The 16,700-nt window shown below is 34.3% G+C and carries 18 protein-coding genes; 16 read left to right on the top strand and 2 right to left on the bottom strand.

The genetic code is table 11. The features are described 5' to 3' along the window. Positions 1-24 precede the first annotated feature (24 nt). The 11 genes from H6F32_RS08805 (at position 25) to thiL (ending at position 8,386) form a co-directional block, all read left to right on the top strand. Positions 25-591 carry a Uma2 family endonuclease gene (locus H6F32_RS08805; RefSeq protein WP_190368953.1) on the top strand — a complete coding sequence of 189 codons (567 nt, stop codon included), beginning with the start codon at positions 25-27 and terminating at the stop codon, positions 589-591. A gap of 19 nt (positions 592-610) precedes the next feature. Then, positions 611-1,480: a CRISPR-associated RAMP protein Csx7 gene (gene csx7, locus H6F32_RS08800; protein ID WP_190368952.1), complete on the top strand. Its 870-nt coding sequence runs from the start codon at positions 611-613 to the stop codon at positions 1,478-1,480. A gap of 122 nt (positions 1,481-1,602) precedes the next feature. Further along, complete coding sequence (locus H6F32_RS08795; protein WP_190368951.1) at positions 1,603-2,229, top strand: hypothetical protein; 627 nt, start codon at positions 1,603-1,605, stop codon at positions 2,227-2,229. Positions 2,230-2,294: 65 nt separating this feature from the next. Beyond that, positions 2,295-3,230: an RAMP superfamily CRISPR-associated protein gene (locus tag H6F32_RS08790; RefSeq protein ID WP_190368950.1), complete on the top strand. Its 936-nt coding sequence runs from the start codon at positions 2,295-2,297 to the stop codon at positions 3,228-3,230. 10 nt (positions 3,231-3,240) lie between these two features. Then, positions 3,241-3,711: a hypothetical protein gene (locus tag H6F32_RS08785; RefSeq protein ID WP_190368949.1), complete on the top strand. Its 471-nt coding sequence runs from the start codon at positions 3,241-3,243 to the stop codon at positions 3,709-3,711. A gap of 8 nt (positions 3,712-3,719) precedes the next feature. Beyond that, positions 3,720-4,721 (top strand): RAMP superfamily CRISPR-associated protein, encoded by a 1,002-nt coding sequence (locus tag H6F32_RS08780; RefSeq protein ID WP_190368948.1) that lies wholly within the window; start codon positions 3,720-3,722, stop codon positions 4,719-4,721. A 26-nt stretch (positions 4,722-4,747) separates the two neighbouring features. After that, a complete protein-coding gene (locus H6F32_RS08775; protein WP_190368947.1) occupies positions 4,748-5,368 on the top strand; it encodes a hypothetical protein in 621 nt (206 codons plus the stop codon). Between the two features lie 86 nt (positions 5,369-5,454). Then, entirely contained in the window at positions 5,455-5,910 is a 456-nt protein-coding gene (locus tag H6F32_RS08770; RefSeq protein WP_190368946.1) for a type II toxin-antitoxin system RelE/ParE family toxin, read from the top strand. Between the two features lie 97 nt (positions 5,911-6,007). Continuing rightward, complete coding sequence (locus H6F32_RS08765) at positions 6,008-6,307, top strand: transcriptional regulator (RefSeq protein WP_190368945.1); 300 nt, start codon at positions 6,008-6,010, stop codon at positions 6,305-6,307. A 126-nt stretch (positions 6,308-6,433) separates the two neighbouring features. After that, a complete protein-coding gene (locus tag H6F32_RS08760) occupies positions 6,434-6,739 on the top strand; it encodes an XRE family transcriptional regulator (protein ID WP_190368944.1) in 306 nt (101 codons plus the stop codon). Positions 6,740-7,387: 648 nt separating this feature from the next. Next, positions 7,388-8,386 (top strand): thiamine-phosphate kinase, encoded by a 999-nt coding sequence (thiL, locus tag H6F32_RS08755; protein ID WP_190368943.1) that lies wholly within the window; start codon positions 7,388-7,390, stop codon positions 8,384-8,386. A 28-nt stretch (positions 8,387-8,414) separates the two neighbouring features. On the opposite strand, the gene H6F32_RS08750 is transcribed toward thiL, so the two are convergent. Further along, entirely contained in the window at positions 8,415-9,428 is a 1,014-nt protein-coding gene (locus H6F32_RS08750; RefSeq protein WP_190368942.1) for a type I glyceraldehyde-3-phosphate dehydrogenase, read from the bottom strand. A 397-nt stretch (positions 9,429-9,825) separates the two neighbouring features. Between H6F32_RS08750 and H6F32_RS08745 the strand changes: the two genes are divergently transcribed. The 4 genes from H6F32_RS08745 (at position 9,826) to hpf (ending at position 14,337) form a co-directional block, all read left to right on the top strand. Continuing rightward, the gene (locus H6F32_RS08745) at positions 9,826-10,074 is read left to right on the top strand and encodes a type II toxin-antitoxin system ParD family antitoxin (RefSeq protein ID WP_190368941.1); all 249 of its coding nucleotides are present in this window, start codon (positions 9,826-9,828) and stop codon (positions 10,072-10,074) included. A gap of 363 nt (positions 10,075-10,437) precedes the next feature. Continuing rightward, positions 10,438-11,985 carry an NAD(P)/FAD-dependent oxidoreductase gene (locus tag H6F32_RS08740; protein ID WP_190368940.1) on the top strand — a complete coding sequence of 516 codons (1,548 nt, stop codon included), beginning with the start codon at positions 10,438-10,440 and terminating at the stop codon, positions 11,983-11,985. Between the two features lie 154 nt (positions 11,986-12,139). Continuing rightward, a complete protein-coding gene (locus tag H6F32_RS08735; RefSeq protein WP_242031087.1) occupies positions 12,140-12,412 on the top strand; it encodes a transposase in 273 nt (90 codons plus the stop codon). A 1,283-nt stretch (positions 12,413-13,695) separates the two neighbouring features. Then, complete coding sequence (gene hpf / locus H6F32_RS08730) at positions 13,696-14,337, top strand: ribosome hibernation-promoting factor, HPF/YfiA family (RefSeq protein ID WP_190368939.1); 642 nt, start codon at positions 13,696-13,698, stop codon at positions 14,335-14,337. A gap of 390 nt (positions 14,338-14,727) precedes the next feature. Here hpf and H6F32_RS08725 read toward each other — a convergent pair whose 3' ends face one another. Next, positions 14,728-15,180, bottom strand: a complete 453-nt coding sequence (locus tag H6F32_RS08725; protein ID WP_190368938.1) for a peroxiredoxin — start codon at positions 15,178-15,180, stop codon at positions 14,728-14,730. Between the two features lie 164 nt (positions 15,181-15,344). Here H6F32_RS08725 and H6F32_RS08720 point away from each other — a divergent pair, with 164 nt between their 5' ends. Continuing rightward, positions 15,345-16,475: an acyltransferase family protein gene (locus H6F32_RS08720; protein WP_190368937.1), complete on the top strand. Its 1,131-nt coding sequence runs from the start codon at positions 15,345-15,347 to the stop codon at positions 16,473-16,475. The last annotated feature ends 225 nt before the right edge of the window (positions 16,476-16,700 follow it).

Genomic DNA, 16,700 nt, shown 5'->3' with positions numbered 1-16,700 from the left:
GCGGACTATAAAATTGCTAAAACTATGATCTCCACTCCCGTTACTACCTTAATCTCCTTAGCAGAATTTCTGCAACAACCAGAAACAAAACCAGCTAGTGAATATATTGATGGTAACATCTACCAAAAACCAATGCCTAAAGGTAAGCACAGTGCAATACAAACATTTTTAGCCTCTGCTATTAATCAAATTAGCACACCTCAAAAAATTGCTCGCGGATTTACAGAATTGCGTTGTACCTTTGGAGGTCGTTCTATTATCCCAGATATTAGTGTTTTTAATTGGGAATTAATTCCCCTAGATAATTATGGAGAAATTGAGAATGAATTTACAATTCCTCCTAACTGGGTAATTGAAATCTTATCACCTGAACAAAGTTCAACCCGTGTCATTAATAATATTTTATTTTGCTTAAAACATGGTACAGAATTAGGTTGGTTCCTTGATCCTCAAGAACGCTTAATCATTACTTTTTTACCAAATCAATTACCAGAAGTTAAGCAAAATCAAGATATTTTACCAGTTTTAAATTCTTTACCAGATTGGAAAATATCTGTGGAGGATATATTTAGTTGTCTCAAACTGAATTAATAATTAAGGATGAAATTATATGTTTGACACCTTCAAAAACCGCCTAGAAATCACCGGAACACTCACAACAATTACCGCACTACGCATTAGTGCTGGACGTTCCACCGAACCAATTGGAACAGATTCACCAGTAATTAAAGACGCATTAGGACAACCATTAATACCCGGTTCTAGCTTTAAAGGAGCATTAAGATCAAGATTAGAAAGTTTCTTGAGAGGAATTGATTCCAGTTTCGCAGAAGATCCCGCAGATTTTACAACTTCAGATAGGAACAAATACGTCAAAGATTTAAAAGACACATACAAAGATAACGACTTAGAACTAACAGAAAAACTGTTAGATATGACAGACTTAATTTCTCTATTATTTGGTTCACCTTGGATAGCCAGTAAATTTCAAGTACGCGACTTAACCGTAGTACCAAAAACCTGGTTTGATCAATATCAAGAAAGGGACGGAGTAGCCATTGATAGAGATACAGAAACGGCAGCCGATGGTAAACTATACGACTTTCAAGTAGTACCAGCAAGTACACAATTTCAGTTTCATGCTATAATTGAAAATGCCGAAGATTGGGAATTAGGCCTATTAATGATTGGTTTACACCAATTTGAAACTGAACAGATTCCCCTGGGTGGAGGACGTTCTCGCGGTTTAGGAGTGGTAAGATTAAATATAGATAAAATGTGGTGGCTTGATGTTAATAATAAGCCAGAAAAATTATTAACTTATTTACAAGAATTAGTTAGTAGTAAAATAGGAGACAAATTAGATATTTATGAAGATGCTAAAGATTTTGATTTTAAAGACGTTTGGACTAAAGCACTTATCAAACATTTAAGGGAAAAAATATCCAATCACCCCCCCAGAACTGAAGTTCCGGGCTAATAGTCAAAGTCCGTTAAAACGGACTAAATCTATCAAATATAGTCGTCTGAAGACGACTTGCGCTATTAGCCTCAGAATGAATTCTGAGGTGGGCTAAAAACCAAACCAATAAGAGGTAAATTATGGCATTTAGTAATTACAAAACCATTGGTGAAGTCCTCAAAATATTTCAAGTTACTTACACTGAAACCGACTTTATCAGCGAAATTGCTTGTACTATTCCCGACTATTTCCGCCAAGATTTACAATTTATGATGCGGTATGGTGTTATTACTAACTCAGAATATGCTATCTGTGAAAATCTGATTTATCCAGTTCTTAAAGAGGTTTGGAAAATTTACCATGAACATTTTATTTTATGGAGTCATCAATCATTAAATTATGATGAAAAATTATCAGGATTTCCTGAATATATTTTAGCTAAATGTTCTCCATTAGGTAAAGTTGTTTTTGATAAACCCTACTTTATTTTAGTAGAAGCAAAACAAGACAATTTTGAAACAGGATGGGCGCAATGTTTAGCAGAAATGATCGCTGCTCAAAAATTAAATGGAGAATATCAAATCATTATCTTTGGGATTGTTTCTAATGGCACAACATGGCAATTTGGTAAACTAGAAAATGACAAATTTACCAAAAATATCACTTATTACACAATTCAAGAACTAGATAAATTATTTGCTGCTGTTAACTTTGTATTTCAACAATCAGAATTACAGTTAAATAACCTAGTTTTAACTACTGCTTAAATCTTGATTAAATCTTGATTAAATCTTGATTAAATCTTAATTTATCACCCCATTAAACTAACATTATGCACAGAAAATTTGTTAATCACTGCACCATAGATTTAACCATTATTCCCGATGGACCAATATTAATTAAATCTGGAAAAGAAGGCGCAGATCCCACAAAACCAGATATGGAATTTGTAGAAACCTATCACTCTGGAGGACGTACTATATACTTACCAGGAAGCAGTTTAAAAGGTGCAATTCGCGCCCATGCTGAACGTATTGTGAGAACAGTAGGAGAGGAAAAACCTAACAGTAAAAATCTACCTTGGGCTAATGATCCATTAAATGATAAATATGACTATTTGAAAAATAAATCATCTAGTGATATTTATAAACTTTCTTCCTTTACTGATCAAATGTTTGGTAATACTTCTATTGCTAGTAGAATCAGAATAGAAGACGCTTATCCAGATAATGCTAAAGCAGTAAAAACAGAAGAAAGAAATGGTGTAGCAATTGATAGAATATTTGGATCTGTTGCTGTAGGACCATTTAATTATCAAGTTTGTACAGCAGGAGAATTTAAAACCAAATTACATTTAAAAAATTTCACTTTAGCACAATTAGGTTTAATAGGTTTAGTATTGCGTGATTTAGATGATGGTTGGTTTGGTTTAGGTTTTGCTAAATCTCGTGGTTTAGGAACGGTAAAAGTCAAATTAAATAAAGCCGTTGTCCAATATCCTGGTTGTATTTTATCAGAAGATAAACAGGAAATTTGCGCTTTTGGTACTAACAAAAAATGGCCACATACTCACCTTTTAGGAGTTGGGGAATTTTTACCAGAAAATGACGCAAAATCCTATAATTTTCCAGCAAAAGATAGTCAAGATACACCAGTAGCAGCACAATTAATGGATTTAGATTTTGGTGTACAATTAACTTGGCACGAAGGAACAGTTAAAGATTTGTTAGAGCGCGGTGTTAGATCCTGGAGTAAAGTATTAGTTTAGTAGGTGCAGAATGACAGCTTTTATCGGATATCAAGAACATCCATTATCTGTTGATAATTTATTAGTATTAATCCATAAGTTAATCAATAAATCAATCACAGATAATACCTATTATTTTCTCCGGTGGACTCATGGAGTCAGTGGGATTTATAAATTGGAGAAAAACTCAATTAGTGATCAATTTCAATTTCCCATGTTGGAAGGACAAATATTTAATCATCAATTGGAACTAAGATGGAAATACAAAAAAAACAATACTTATGAAGTTTTACTGTTAAGTATTAATGGCGAAGATCAGGATTTTCAAGCATTAGATAAAAAATGGTACACAGAAGATCGCCAAGCTAATTTTTATCCACCAACAGAAACTCGCTTTCCTAAAGTTTTTAGTTATCCTGATCCTGAAAAACTCCAAATTAAACAGCGATATTTTCAAGATCAAACAACTGCAACTGTTCACTTTATAGCACTCACATTATAGGCAAAACCATGAATAATAGAAATGATGAAAAAGTACCCAAACCTTATGATTTTGTTTCCTTTCCTCCAGGAAGACCAAATTTACAGCGTCCCTATGGACATCATAAATATGATCAAAGTCGTTTACATGGAACAATTTATTTAACTTTAAAAGTTAAAACTTCTTTACATATTTCCACTGGTGCAGTAGTTTTAGGTAGCGATATTGGCCAAAAAATCTCTTTAATTAAAACCATGACTCAAGGAGTTGATAATAAATTATCAATTCAAGGAAGTTCTTTAAAAGGTTGTATTCGTTCGGTTTATGAAGCAATTACTAATAGTACATTAGGTGCAATTACTTCTAAATACAAAGATAAAATGCCTAGTGAACGTTTACCTTGTCGTAAGAAAGAAGAACTTTGTCCAGCTAGTCGAGTATTTGGAGCATTAGATTGGCAAGGTTTGATAGAATTTAATGATGCTAACTGTGAAAATGTTAATTTTGCCACAGGATTTATGCCTTCTTTATATAGTCCTCGTGTTAGTTGTGACGCATATTATAAAAATGGCAAATTAGCAGGACGTAAATTTTATTATAATATGTCCAAAGCCATTGATAAAAAACAAGGAGACGGAATTTCCGTACAACAAGCAGGAAAAGAATATACTTTTAAAACAGAATTACATTTTAAAAATTTACTTCCTGAAGAATTAGGAACACTGTTAATTATTTTAGGACAAGATCAAAAATATCCTCTAGCTTTAAAAGTGGGAGGAGGTAAACCAATTGGTATGGGAACGATGACTGTAAATGTTGATAAAATTAATCGCCCACAAAATTTAAAACAGCGTTATTCATCATATCAAGTCAGTGAAAATGATGATTTAACAGGGGATAAATTAAAAGATTTTATCCAAAAACAAATTCAAGTTGCACATTCAAAATTAATTGCTAAAGAACAATTAGATCAACTAGTAGCTATTTTACGTTATCCCACTGATAGAACACCACCAGCAGGAATGTATTAACTTAGTAATTTAGGAATTGATAAATTATGAATTTAACAGATAAACAATGGGAAATTGCTCATGCGATCGCTATTGAATTAGTTCAAGAAAATACCGATGCTAACGAAGTAAGTAAAACTGTGGCATATTTAAGGACAATTATTGATAAAAATAATGCCACATCCACATTTTTAACCTATCTGAAAGTCCTAGTTAAAGAAGGTAAAATGATTGGACATAGTAAACAAACTTCTGAATATTACAGCAGTATAAACGATACTTGTAATCAATATTTCAAAGCTAATAGCGATCCTCAAACCATCTTACAAATATTAGGTTGGGTATCCAGATTAATGAAATATTATAATAATTCTGGTGTTCCTATTGGAGGAATTAGCGCACCAGTTGTAACTGTTGTTGAGTCAGCACGTCAAGCGGAAATAGCAAAAGTTACTGAATCTCAAGAGTTTAAAGAGGGAGATATTATAGAAGCAAAAGTTACCAAGATTAATGGTAATAAAGTTACGTATGAAATATTAGGAGTAATTAAAATTACTGAAAAAGAACCTAAAAAAGCTAGTTTACTTCAGGAAGGACAGGAAGTAAAGGTAAAAATTGGAGCGTTAAAAGAGGATGGTAGTATTAAAAGTGTAAAATGTGCCGAATAACTTGTCACTGAGAAAAAATCATGATAGTATAAGGACTGTGTTCCCAGCTTGACAAGGACTAATAACAAGTATGGAAGAATACCAGTATGCAACAAGTTAAAAACGACACAAATAATTCTAACCATCCTGCATCTGCGGCATTTAATTTTTCTTATGAAAAATCTGTAAACTCCTCTCATGGTAGTTCTTATCAAACTTCTGTGAGTAATAACCTTACTGGTAATACTACCAGTGATCAATCTGGTCATTTGCTCTTCAAATTTAAGTCTAAGGAATTAGAAGCTGTTTATATTCATCAAGAAAGCAAAAACTATCCAAAAGCTGTAGTTAAAGGCTTCTTAAAAGCGATCTGGATGATATCAGCAGCTAAAAATGAGCAAGACTTATATACTGTTAAAAGTCTGAAATTTCATAAACTTAACCGAAATTGTAAACAAGAATACACCTTATCGCTAACCGGTAATTGGCGGTTAATTACCAAATTTGAAGAAGAAGGAAGTATTAAATACCTTTTGATTCTTAAGATAGAAGATTATCACTAAAGTCTAAAGCTGTAGAGAGGATTTTTTTCACCTCTACAGCTTTTTAGCTACTCTTAAGATCAAGGATGAAATTATAGACAGTCAAACAATTAAAGCAATGAATCAACCGTTTTTTCCAACCGTCCTATTTTCACCTGGGGAAATTTTACAGGATGAATTAGAATCCAGTGGTATAACATTACAAGAACTGGCTAATATTTCACAAGACTTACCTAAATTAGTTAATGAAATTATTCAAGGTAAACAGTCAATAACTTCTCAAATAGCGGATATTTTATATCAGGTTTTAGGTACATCTCCCGAATTTTGGATAAATTTAGAAGCTGACTATCGTTTTTATCTTAATCATCCTCGCAAGGGGACGGAAACACTAATCCGTGAGATGCTGGATGATTAGACTTGTTTTCAGTCTCCCATCTCTCTTCCCCGCAAGGGGATAAAAATTACAAAAATTATAGCAAAAACTGTAGATTAGGTAGAACCAAGTGAAACCCAACAAACCTAGTAAAAAACATTCAATAATATGAAAACAAAACCTTTTAGCGAATTACGCAACAAAATGACTCCAGAGCAAAAAGCTAAAAGTCAAATTCTGGGTAAAGTAGCTTTGCTTCATCTTAAACTGGTGGAATTACAGCACTCTTTGGGGTTAACACCAGAGGAAATAGAAGCAGATTTTGATAAATTTGAAGCCACTATTTCTGACTTAGAAAATCAGGAGAACATTGAACTTTCCACTCTTTCCCACTATATCAAAGCACTGGGAGGCAATATCAAAATAGTAGCTCATTTCCCCAATGAGGATATTACTCTTGCTCAATTTGATTAATAACTAATAAGCAACAACAAACTGATGGTAATTTAGAGCCAAAACAGCGAAGAAAGCCAAGATTTAGTTATCTCCCAAATGCTGAATTATACCCTGAAAAATACCCAACATCCTCACAAATAATCATTCAAAAATATCCTGAAAATCCTAAAATCCTGGACATCCTGATTCAGACAAAGTATAAATAAAAATCAACTTAACAAAATATATTTCCTCCACGCCTTGACAAAAATCTAACTTTCTGCCACACTATTGTTATATTGGAAATCTGTGCTTCCAGATATACTCAACATTTTAACCATTATAATATTTGTCAGAATCACGATATCCAGGATGTTGATCCGATTTAATAATTTAATATCAAAAGCGATCGCTTAACTGATATCTGGTATATTTGTCAGAATGAGTTTGTAGAGTGGGTTAGAAGTGCAAGAATATCGTAAAATACACCAATCAATTAAATACACGACGTAACGCACCATTTTTATTGTCAGAATCAGGATAACCACCGATTAAAGGATGAACAGGATGGTAATTTTTAGATGGTTGATAATCATTTAAAGAAAATCATCAAAAACATCCTGAAAAATACCCAACATCTTCACAAACAATCATCAAAAACATCCTAATTTTTACTTTATAATCATTATGAATAACTTATCTAATCTCAAAATTAAAGATATTGGTGAACAAGGACTTTTACAAAAATTGCAAAGTTTCTGTCCTGCACATATAATTGGCGATGATGCCGCAGTATTACCCACTAACCGCGAATATTCCTTAGTCGTCACCACAGATATGTTAATAGATGGGGTACATTTTAGTGATCTTACCACATCTCCAGAGGATGCGGGATGGCGAGCAACCGCCGCTAATTTATCTGACTTGGCCGCAATGGGAGCTACACCTTTAGGAATTACGGTAGCATTAGGTCTACCCAGTGAAATATCTGTGAATTGGGTAGAAAGACTTTATGATGGTATCACCCAATGTTTGCAAAAATATCATGTTTCCATTGTAGGCGGTGATGTGGTGCGATCGCCCATCACTACTTTATCCATTACTGCTTTTGGAGAAGTAGACCCTAACTATGTGATCCGTCGTCATACAGCTAAAATTGGTGATGCGATCGTTATCACAGGTTTTCATGGTCTATCCCGTGCCGGCTTAGAACTGCTATTAAATCCCGAAATAGGAAAACACCTCAAAGCAGAAGACAAGGCGGCTTTAATCACGGCTCATCAGCGTCCCCAGCCACGTTTAGATGTGATATCCATCCTGCCAAAAACTGCCTTTCCGATTTCTGGTATGGATAGCAGTGACGGTTTAGCAGATGCAGTATTGCAAATATGTCGAGCCAGTGGTGTAGGAGCAAATATACAATATGAGCAAATACCCATACCAGAGGTATTTAATCATTTATTAAAACCAGAACAAAGAGTACAATATATTTTATATGGTGGAGAAGATTTTGAATTAGTATTGTGTTTACCACAACAGGATGCATTAACATTAGTGCAACAACTGGACAAAAATGCGGCAATTATTGGATACATTACAGAAAATAAACAAGTTATATTAAGCGATAAAAGCGGTAAAATCCCTGATCAAGTATTAACACTCAATCAAGGATTCCAACATTTTTGATAATTGTCAAGGTTCAATTGTCAATTATTTAAGCCCATTTAATAGCAACTAATTCTGCTAAATCTAGAACTCGTTGGCTATAACCCCACTCATTATCATACCAAGCCATCACCTTAACCATGTCATTACCCATAACCAAAGTTAAGCTAGAATCAACAATAGAAGATTCATTTGTACCTTGATAGTCAGAGGAAACTAAGGGAAGTTCGCTATAACCTAAAATTCCTTTCAATGAACCTTCAGCAGCATCTTTGAGAGCTTGGTTTACTTCTTCAAGAATGGTAGGTTTTTCCACTTGTACAACAAAGTCCACCATAGAAACGTTAGGAGTAGGTACACGCAAAGCCACACCATTGAGTTTACCCTTCAAAGCAGGGAGTACCAAAGCCACAGCCTTAGCTGCACCAGTGGAAGTAGGAACAATGTTCATAGCTGCTGCTCTAGCACGACGTACATCACGGTGAGAAGCATCTAGTAAACGTTGATCACCAGTATAACTGTGCGTAGTGGTCATTGTACCTTTAATAATCCCAAATTTTTCGTGTAAAACCTTCGCAATGGGAGCTAAACAGTTAGTGGTACAACTAGCATTACTAATAATATTATGAATGTTGTGATCATAATCATGATGATTTACACCCATAACAAAAGTACCATCTTCATTTTTACCAGGAGCGGTAATAAGTACCTTTTTAGCACCAGCGTTAACGTGCTTCATTGCACCTTCTTTGCTGGTAAAAACGCCAGTAGACTCGATAATTAAATCAATTCCCCATTCTTTCCAGGGCAAGTTTTCTGGGTTACGATCAGATACACACTTAACTGTTTTACCATTAATAATAATGGAATTATCATCAGCACTGATATCTACACCCTTTAATTGACCTAGCATGGTGTCATACTTCAGCAGGTGTGCGTTTGTTTTGGGATCGGATGTGTCATTAATACCGACTAATTCAATATTGCTATTTTCTCTTCCTACCCAACAGCGTGCGAAGTTACGTCCGATGCGTCCGAAACCGTTAATTGCAACTCTAATCACAGTGTCTTGCCCTCTGTATTTATGCTTATACTTTGATATCGTGAACCTAATCATACCGCAAAGCGGGGATCTATTAATATGTAGGAATTTTTTATTTTTTTAAGAAATGTCTGTAACTACTATAGTGTATGTGATGTTTAAGGATTGAAAGCCGCTTTGTGTATGGGTTTCTCTATTTTAGATGAATTTCGCATCCTAAATAGGTAAGTTATCCGCAACTCTGTTTTGATTAGTGTTAGTTTAATTATGAAATTCCTATCATTTCTATTTTTTATATAAAAATATATGTATTTATTACATACAAAAAACTAATTTACTTATATACTACAAAGCACTTGACAAAAATTGACAATATTTGCCATAATCAAATCATTAGAAATATAAAAATTTATTAGCCATGACCACAGTAAATATTTCTCTTCCTGATTCTATGAGAGATTTTATCAATCAACAGGTTGCAAAAGGCGGGTATAGTACCACAAGCGAATACATTCGCCACTTGATTCGTCAAGACTTAGAGAAAGTAGCACAAGCACGACTAGACACATTGTTATTAGAAGGATTAGATAGCGGTGAAGCGATAGAAATTACCGATGAATGGTGGGAACAAAAACGCACTCAGCTTATTGAGAGACTCCGCAAGTAATAGCAATGACTATACGAATTGTAATTAGACAAAAAGCTAGTGCTGACCTTGACGAACAGTTTGTTTATATTGCTGAGAATAATTTTGATGCAGTATTAAGTTTTTTGTGATACTATAGGGCTTACGCAAGTGTCACACTAAGAAATCTGTTGTAGGGTACGTCAGATATCAACAATTTGGTTATTTACATGATTTATACTGTCTGACGTGGTTGGTGAGCTTGTCGAACCACACCCTACCAATATGCCAATTGCGTAAGTCCCATACTATAAGAGAGACTTTTTCACAATTAGCAAAACTGCCTGGTATTAGTAGTGTTTATAGTGTTTATATCGAATCACCCATTTTCACCAGATATCTACTATGTCTTTAACCCAAGAAATTCTCAGCCAAATACCAGGAGATATATTAGGCAATTTACGCCGTACAGATAGCATTTTAACATCATTAAGAACCGAGGAAAATTCTATCCCTCAAGTAGTTACAGAAAACCCTGAAAACTTACAAAAAATAGACAGTGATGTAATTATTTGTGGTGGAACTTTAGGAATTATCATAGGTTGTGCTTTAGCTGTACGCGGTTTAAAAGTCACAGTTTTAGAAAGAGGAATATTACAAGGAAGAGAACAAGAATGGAATATTTCTCGCCACGAATTACAAGTATTTAGAAAATTAAATTTACTCACAGAAACAGAATTAGAAACCGCTATTGTGACTGAATATAACCCGGCACGAGTTAGTTTTGCTGCTGGTACAGAAATATGGATAAATGATGTTTTAAATATTGGTATTAACCCACTTTATCTATTAGCAACTTTAAAAAATCGCTTTCTTGCTGCTGGGGGTACATTACTAGAAAGGACACCTTTTAATAATGTGGTAATTCACAGTAATGGAATTAAAGTAAATAATGAATTTACTGCCAAATTATTACTTGATGCTATGGGACACCTTTCACCAATTACTAAACAAGCGCGTCAAGGTAAAAAACCAGATGCACTTTGTTTAGTTGTGGGAAGTTGTGCTTCTGGTTTTCCGAAAAATGACTCTGGAGATTTGTTATTATCTTTTACCCCTTTACAAAATCAATGTCAATATTTTTGGGAGGCTTTTCCAGCTAAAGATGGGAGAACAACTTATTTATTTACCTATGTGGATGCAGAACCAAACAGACTAACTTTAGAACATCTTTTTGAGGAATATTTACGCCTATTACCAGAATATCAAAATGTGGAATTACAGCAATTAAAATTTCATCGTGCTTTGTTCGGTTTCTTTCCTAGTTACCGTCAAAGTCCTCTACAAACTCCTTGGAATTTTATCTTACCAGTGGGAGATAGTAGTGGCAATCAATCACCTTTAAGTTTTGGCGGTTTTGGTTCTATGGTACGTCATTTATCACGACTAACTCTAGGAATTGAAGCAGCAATAAAAACTGATCAATTATCATCTTGTGCTTTAGGACTACTTCAACCTTATCAACCTAGTTTAAGTGTAACTTGGTTATTTCAAAAAGCCATGAGTGTGGCAGTTAATCAAAAAATTGACCCTCAACAAATCAATTTATTGCTATCAGCAGTTTTTCAAGAAATGCAAAGTTTAGGAACTCCAGTGTTAAAACCTTTTTTACAGGATGTTGTACAGTTTATTCCCTTAACTCAAACATTGTTAAAAACTGGTTTATCCCATCCTCTGCTAGTGGCTAAAATTATTCCTCAAGTTGGTTTATTAAGTTTGTTTAATTGGGTGTTACATTATGTAAATTTATTGGTGTACACTGTTTTATTTGCTATGACTTTTGTGGTAGAAAGATTTATAAATTATCTCCCTGAAAAACAAAAACCAAAAATATTATACTATTGGTATCGTTGGGTTGATGCTTGGAAATTTGGCTCTGGTAGTGATTATTGACAACTTTCTTTACTAGGACTTACGCAAGTGTCACACTAAAAAGTCTGTTGTAGGGTGCTTCAGATATCAACAATTTGGTTATTTACATGATTTATGTCGAACCACGCCCTACCAATGTGCCAGTTGCGTAAGTCCTGAAATCATATCTGAGGATATGGTATTTGATCAATTCAGAAGGCAGTTAGAATATAAAACACAACTGTATGGCAGTAAGTTAGTAGTGGTGGATAGATTTTATCCTAGCAGTAAAACTTGCTCTGATTGTGGAGAGAAAAAATCTCAATTACCACTATCTCAAAGAGTGTTTAAATGTGGTAAATGCGGTTTTGAGTGTGATACATCACATTCCATCTACATGAGGTACACTATGAACCAAGCAAGATGCCTGTGTTACAAAGGTTTTATCATTAACATCTGTACCTCATAATCACGGAAACTGCTGTATCATGTCCGGTAGAACACTTATCATATCTGTTGAGGCTGGTAATGGGTAATTGGTAATTGGCAAAAGGCAATACAATGATGAACTATATCGTAAGTGATTGGGCGGACATGATATGATAGAGATTTAAACGCGGCAACAAATTTAAAAAAAAGAAGTGGTCAGTGAGCTTGTCAAACTGCGGTTAAATTAACCGTGTTAGCCTGTGGACTAGATAGTGCCGACACTTCTAAGATAAAGCAAGAAGAAAAAGCGCACTTTTGTTAGCATTAGTTAGCTTTTTTGTATCGGTACTATTAGAGATTGGCGGAAATAAACTCACTATTCTAAATCGTTAAAAAGCCTATAATGTCTTACTTTTGACTTTTGAATCCATGAATTACACTTTGCGGTACTATGGCTTTAGCCCTATCGTCTCCTGACTCGGTGAGTTATGAAAGCACTCTAGCTGATGGCTGATATTTGACTCCTTAAATAAATGTCAAGCAATGCAAAGGATCTTAAAGTAAAGTCAAGGAAATATTTTTTATTAACCATAAAGTGTTATTTTAAATATATCAGCTAAATGGTCTTGGAAGGATTTCTAAAATCGGCATCAGGTGAAAATAACGTCAAGATCGAATTTTCCCACAGACTCGTTATATAATATATATATAAGATTTAAGTTGAGGGAAAATAAAAAAAGTAACTAGTTATAACTTTGTTAAGTTACTTTAAGAAAAAAGTAGCAGTCTGCCTGAAATTCTCTAGTTCAGATATAGTAATTCCCAGGGAGAGTAAGATATAAATTGATGATCAAAATCAGACGGAAGTAGATTTATCAACCTGTCCGCTAGTCCCTAATAACTACTATGGTTGTGCTGGAATAGCTAATTGGCAAGCAGTTGTGCGTCGTTAAGATGATCAAAATTATCATCCAGACGGTTTTATAAAAACAAACAACTGATCAGGTAACAACCAGTGAAAAAGGATATGATCTAGCGTGCTGCTATTGATTTAAAAGATACTGATTTTGAGTAAGTACATAAAACAATAGTAAAATTTATACTGGATTAATCCCTGCAAATAAGAAGATGCCGACATCGTGAATATAAGCAGGAAATAAACAAGAAAATACTCTAGTCAGATCAGAGTAAGTCCAGTGAGTTTTGTATTGTGGAATGTATCCAAAACCCTTTACAAATTGAATTGGTAATAGTTATAGAACTTACCGCAATATCTATTTCTATACCAAAATATCAAATCTAAAATTAGGCGGGAGAGTTTACATGAAGCTTGTCATCCACGGTAAAAATATTGAAATCACCGATGCAATTAGAGACTACGTGCATCAGAAGATAGAAAAAGCAGTTAGTCATTTTCAGAACATCACAAATGAAGTGGATGTCCATTTGAGCGTGGCTCGCAATCCCCGAATTAGTACAAAGCAAGCTGCGGAAGTGACTATATATGCTAATGGTAGTGTTATCCGTGCCGAGGAGAGCAGCGAAAACTTATATGCTAGTATTGATTTAGTTGCAGATAAAATAGCTAGACAATTACGTAAATATAAAGAAAGAAGACAGGATCACAAGACCCAGCCAGTGTCTAAAGATGAGGTAGTTGCACCGGAGAAGATTGTAACGGATTTAATAGGCGATCGCACACCAGAATTACCAGAGGAGGTAGTACGGACAAAATATTTTTCTATGCCACCAATGACGTTAGCAGAGGCATTAGAACAATTGCAAATGGTGGGACATGATTTTTATATGTTCCGTAATATTGAGTCTGGAGAAATTAACGTGATTTACGAAAGAAATCATGGCGGATATGGTGTGATTTTACCTCGTAATAATGGTAACAACAATGGTTATAATGGCAAATCCAGCCAAAGTAGTGTTACCACACCAGAAAAAGCAAAAGCGTGATTGTTAGATTGTAGATTTTGGATGTTGGATTTTCGATTTTAGATGTTGGATGTTGGATGTTGGATTTTTGATAGTTAATTTGTTTTCTTATGAAGAACAAAAAAGGAACAACAATAAATCCAATAATCTACCATCATGTAACCAAAAATATCACCATCCAAAATCCCAATTACAGCAGTTTGCGTTATTATGAGGTATAGATTTTAATGATAAAACCCTTGTAACACAGGCATCTTGCCTGTTCACAGTGTACCTCATGTAGATGGAATGTGCTGTATATATGTTGTGCTTTTAATTTGGACAATAGATGCAAGCAAGATGCTTGCACTACATTAATTTTAGGTTTTTTAGTTATACAGTTTAGCTGCCTATCAGCTTAACTGATAGCCCTTACAACTCTTGAATTGTTTTTAAAGACTCTTGAACATGACCCTGAAAATTCAACATTGAATCAAATACATACCTAACAATACCTTCTTTATCTATGACATAAGTAACTCGGCCAGGAATGAAGCCGAAAGCCATAGTTGCACCGTATTGTTTACGTATTTGATCGCCTTTATCTGTTAATAAGGTAAAAGGCAAATTGTGTTTAGCTGCGAACTTTTGATGAGACTCTGGAGAATCTCCACTAACACCAATTACCTCAGCACCAGCATTTTTAAATACTTGATATTGATCACGGAAAGCGCAGGATTCTATAGTACATCCTGGGGTATCGTCTTTGGGGTAAAAATAGAGGACGACGGCTTTTTGGTTGCGAAAATCGCTTAAACTAACGTTTGTACCATTTTGGGATGGTAGGGTAAAATTAGGGGCAGTATCTCCGATTTTTATGGACATTAGGAATTCTATTAAGAAATATGGAATTAACTTAATTATTATCTCACGCAAAGGCGCAGAGACGCAAAGAGTGATATAAGTAAGTATGATTCTGATATTTTAATGACAATATAGTATATACTCAATCATTAGAAATTCAGTTATTCAATATTTATTGATTAGTGATGCGTTTAGTTTCCCTAGATGTTTTTCGTGGTATGACTATTGCTGCGATGATTCTTGCTAATATGGCTGGAGTAGCCGATAATGTATATGCTCCCTTAAATCATGCAGAATGGCATGGTTGTACATTCACAGATTTAGTTTTCCCGTCCTTTTTGTTTATTGTTGGTGTAGCTATGAGTTTTTCTCTAGCGAAATATCACACTGGTGAAAAGCCTAAAAAGTCTGTTTATGTCAGTATTTTCAAAAGAACAATAATTTTGTGTATTTTAGGATTGTTTTTAAATGGTTTTTGGAATAAAGGAGTGTGGACATTTAATTTTGAGAGTTTAAGGTTTATGGGTGTGTTGCAAAGAATAGGATTAACTTATTGTTTTGCATCTTTGGTAGTTTTGCATTTAAAACCGAAATATCAATGGATATTAGCAGCAGGTTTATTAGTGATTTATTGGGTGACAATGATGTATATTCCTGTTCCTGATCATGGTGCAGGAGTACTAACTAGAGAGGGAAATTTTGGGGCTTTTATTGACCGGTTAGTGATTAGTAAACCCCATTTATATAAAGGTGATGGTTTTAATTATTTGGGAGATCCAGACGGTTTATATAGTACAATTCCGGCTATAGTTTCCGTGCTTTTTGGTGTATTTGCTGGGGAATGGTTGAAGAAACAACAAGAAGCAAATTCTAAGATTAGTATGGATTTGGTGTTATTTGGTTTGTGTTGCTTAGTGTTAGGAATTATGTGGGATGCAATATTTCCTATGAATAAAAAATTGTGGACTAGTTCCTATGTTTTGTTTACTAGTGGTTGGGCGTTATTGGTGTTAGCGGGTTGTTATGAAATGGTAGAAGTGAGATTAAAAAAAGATTGGTTTAAACCATTTGAGGTAATGGGAGTAAATGCGATCGCTCTTTTTGTTGCTTCAGTTTTGTTAATTAAAGTGACAACAAAGACGCAATTAGGAACAGGAGATAATGCCATTAGTATTTACAATTGGATCTATGAAAATGTGTTTGCATCTTGGTCTGGTAAACTGAATGGTTCTTTATTATTTGCGTTAGTGACTTTGTTATTATGGTATGGTGTAGCAGTGGTAATGTATCAGAAAAAGTGGTTTATTAAGGTTTAATTAATCTGGTTTTTTAGCCATTTTCTAAACTATCAATAATTAAAACCTATCTTCCGCACCATGAAATTTATTTCATGAATAATACGTAAAGTGTAATAAATTTATACTAGTTGTACTAGAAAATGAAGTGCGGAATGTAAGTAGAAACTAAAGTCTAGTTTTGTCTGGGTTTTATATAGCAGTGTCCTAAACTCTTGTAAGATGAGAAACTATCAAGTAAGCTAA

Origin of the sequence: Anabaena sp. FACHB-1237, assembly GCF_014696225.1 — a bacterium.
In the GTDB taxonomy this organism is placed as follows: Bacteria; Cyanobacteriota; Cyanobacteriia; order Cyanobacteriales; family Nostocaceae; genus FACHB-1237.
Note: the sequence above shows the minus strand (reverse complement) of the source record. Positions and strands in the feature narration are given on the sequence as shown.

Bases quoted from the DNA above. Each gene is read 5' to 3' on its own strand.
- H6F32_RS08760 (WP_190368944.1), top strand. From the start codon at position 6,434: ATGAAAACAAAACCTTTTAGCGAATTACGCAACAAAATGACTCCAGAG.
- hpf (WP_190368939.1), top strand. From the start codon at position 13,696: ATGAAGCTTGTCATCCACGGTAAAAATATTGAAATCACCGATGCAATT.
- H6F32_RS08745 (WP_190368941.1), top strand. From the start codon at position 9,826: ATGACCACAGTAAATATTTCTCTTCCTGATTCTATGAGAGATTTTATC.
- H6F32_RS08720 (WP_190368937.1), top strand. From the start codon at position 15,345: ATGCGTTTAGTTTCCCTAGATGTTTTTCGTGGTATGACTATTGCTGCG.
- thiL (WP_190368943.1), top strand. From the start codon at position 7,388: ATGAATAACTTATCTAATCTCAAAATTAAAGATATTGGTGAACAAGGA.
- csx7 (WP_190368952.1), top strand. From the start codon at position 611: ATGTTTGACACCTTCAAAAACCGCCTAGAAATCACCGGAACACTCACA.
- H6F32_RS08785 (WP_190368949.1), top strand. From the start codon at position 3,241: ATGACAGCTTTTATCGGATATCAAGAACATCCATTATCTGTTGATAAT.
- H6F32_RS08735 (WP_242031087.1), top strand. From the start codon at position 12,140: ATGGTATTTGATCAATTCAGAAGGCAGTTAGAATATAAAACACAACTG.
- H6F32_RS08780 (WP_190368948.1), top strand. From the start codon at position 3,720: ATGAATAATAGAAATGATGAAAAAGTACCCAAACCTTATGATTTTGTT.
- H6F32_RS08805 (WP_190368953.1), top strand. From the start codon at position 25: ATGATCTCCACTCCCGTTACTACCTTAATCTCCTTAGCAGAATTTCTG.
- H6F32_RS08775 (WP_190368947.1), top strand. From the start codon at position 4,748: ATGAATTTAACAGATAAACAATGGGAAATTGCTCATGCGATCGCTATT.
- H6F32_RS08770 (WP_190368946.1), top strand. From the start codon at position 5,455: ATGCAACAAGTTAAAAACGACACAAATAATTCTAACCATCCTGCATCT.
- H6F32_RS08795 (WP_190368951.1), top strand. From the start codon at position 1,603: ATGGCATTTAGTAATTACAAAACCATTGGTGAAGTCCTCAAAATATTT.
- H6F32_RS08725 (WP_190368938.1), bottom strand. From the start codon at position 15,180: ATGTCCATAAAAATCGGAGATACTGCCCCTAATTTTACCCTACCATCC.
- H6F32_RS08740 (WP_190368940.1), top strand. From the start codon at position 10,438: ATGTCTTTAACCCAAGAAATTCTCAGCCAAATACCAGGAGATATATTA.
- H6F32_RS08765 (WP_190368945.1), top strand. From the start codon at position 6,008: ATGAATCAACCGTTTTTTCCAACCGTCCTATTTTCACCTGGGGAAATT.
- H6F32_RS08790 (WP_190368950.1), top strand. From the start codon at position 2,295: ATGCACAGAAAATTTGTTAATCACTGCACCATAGATTTAACCATTATT.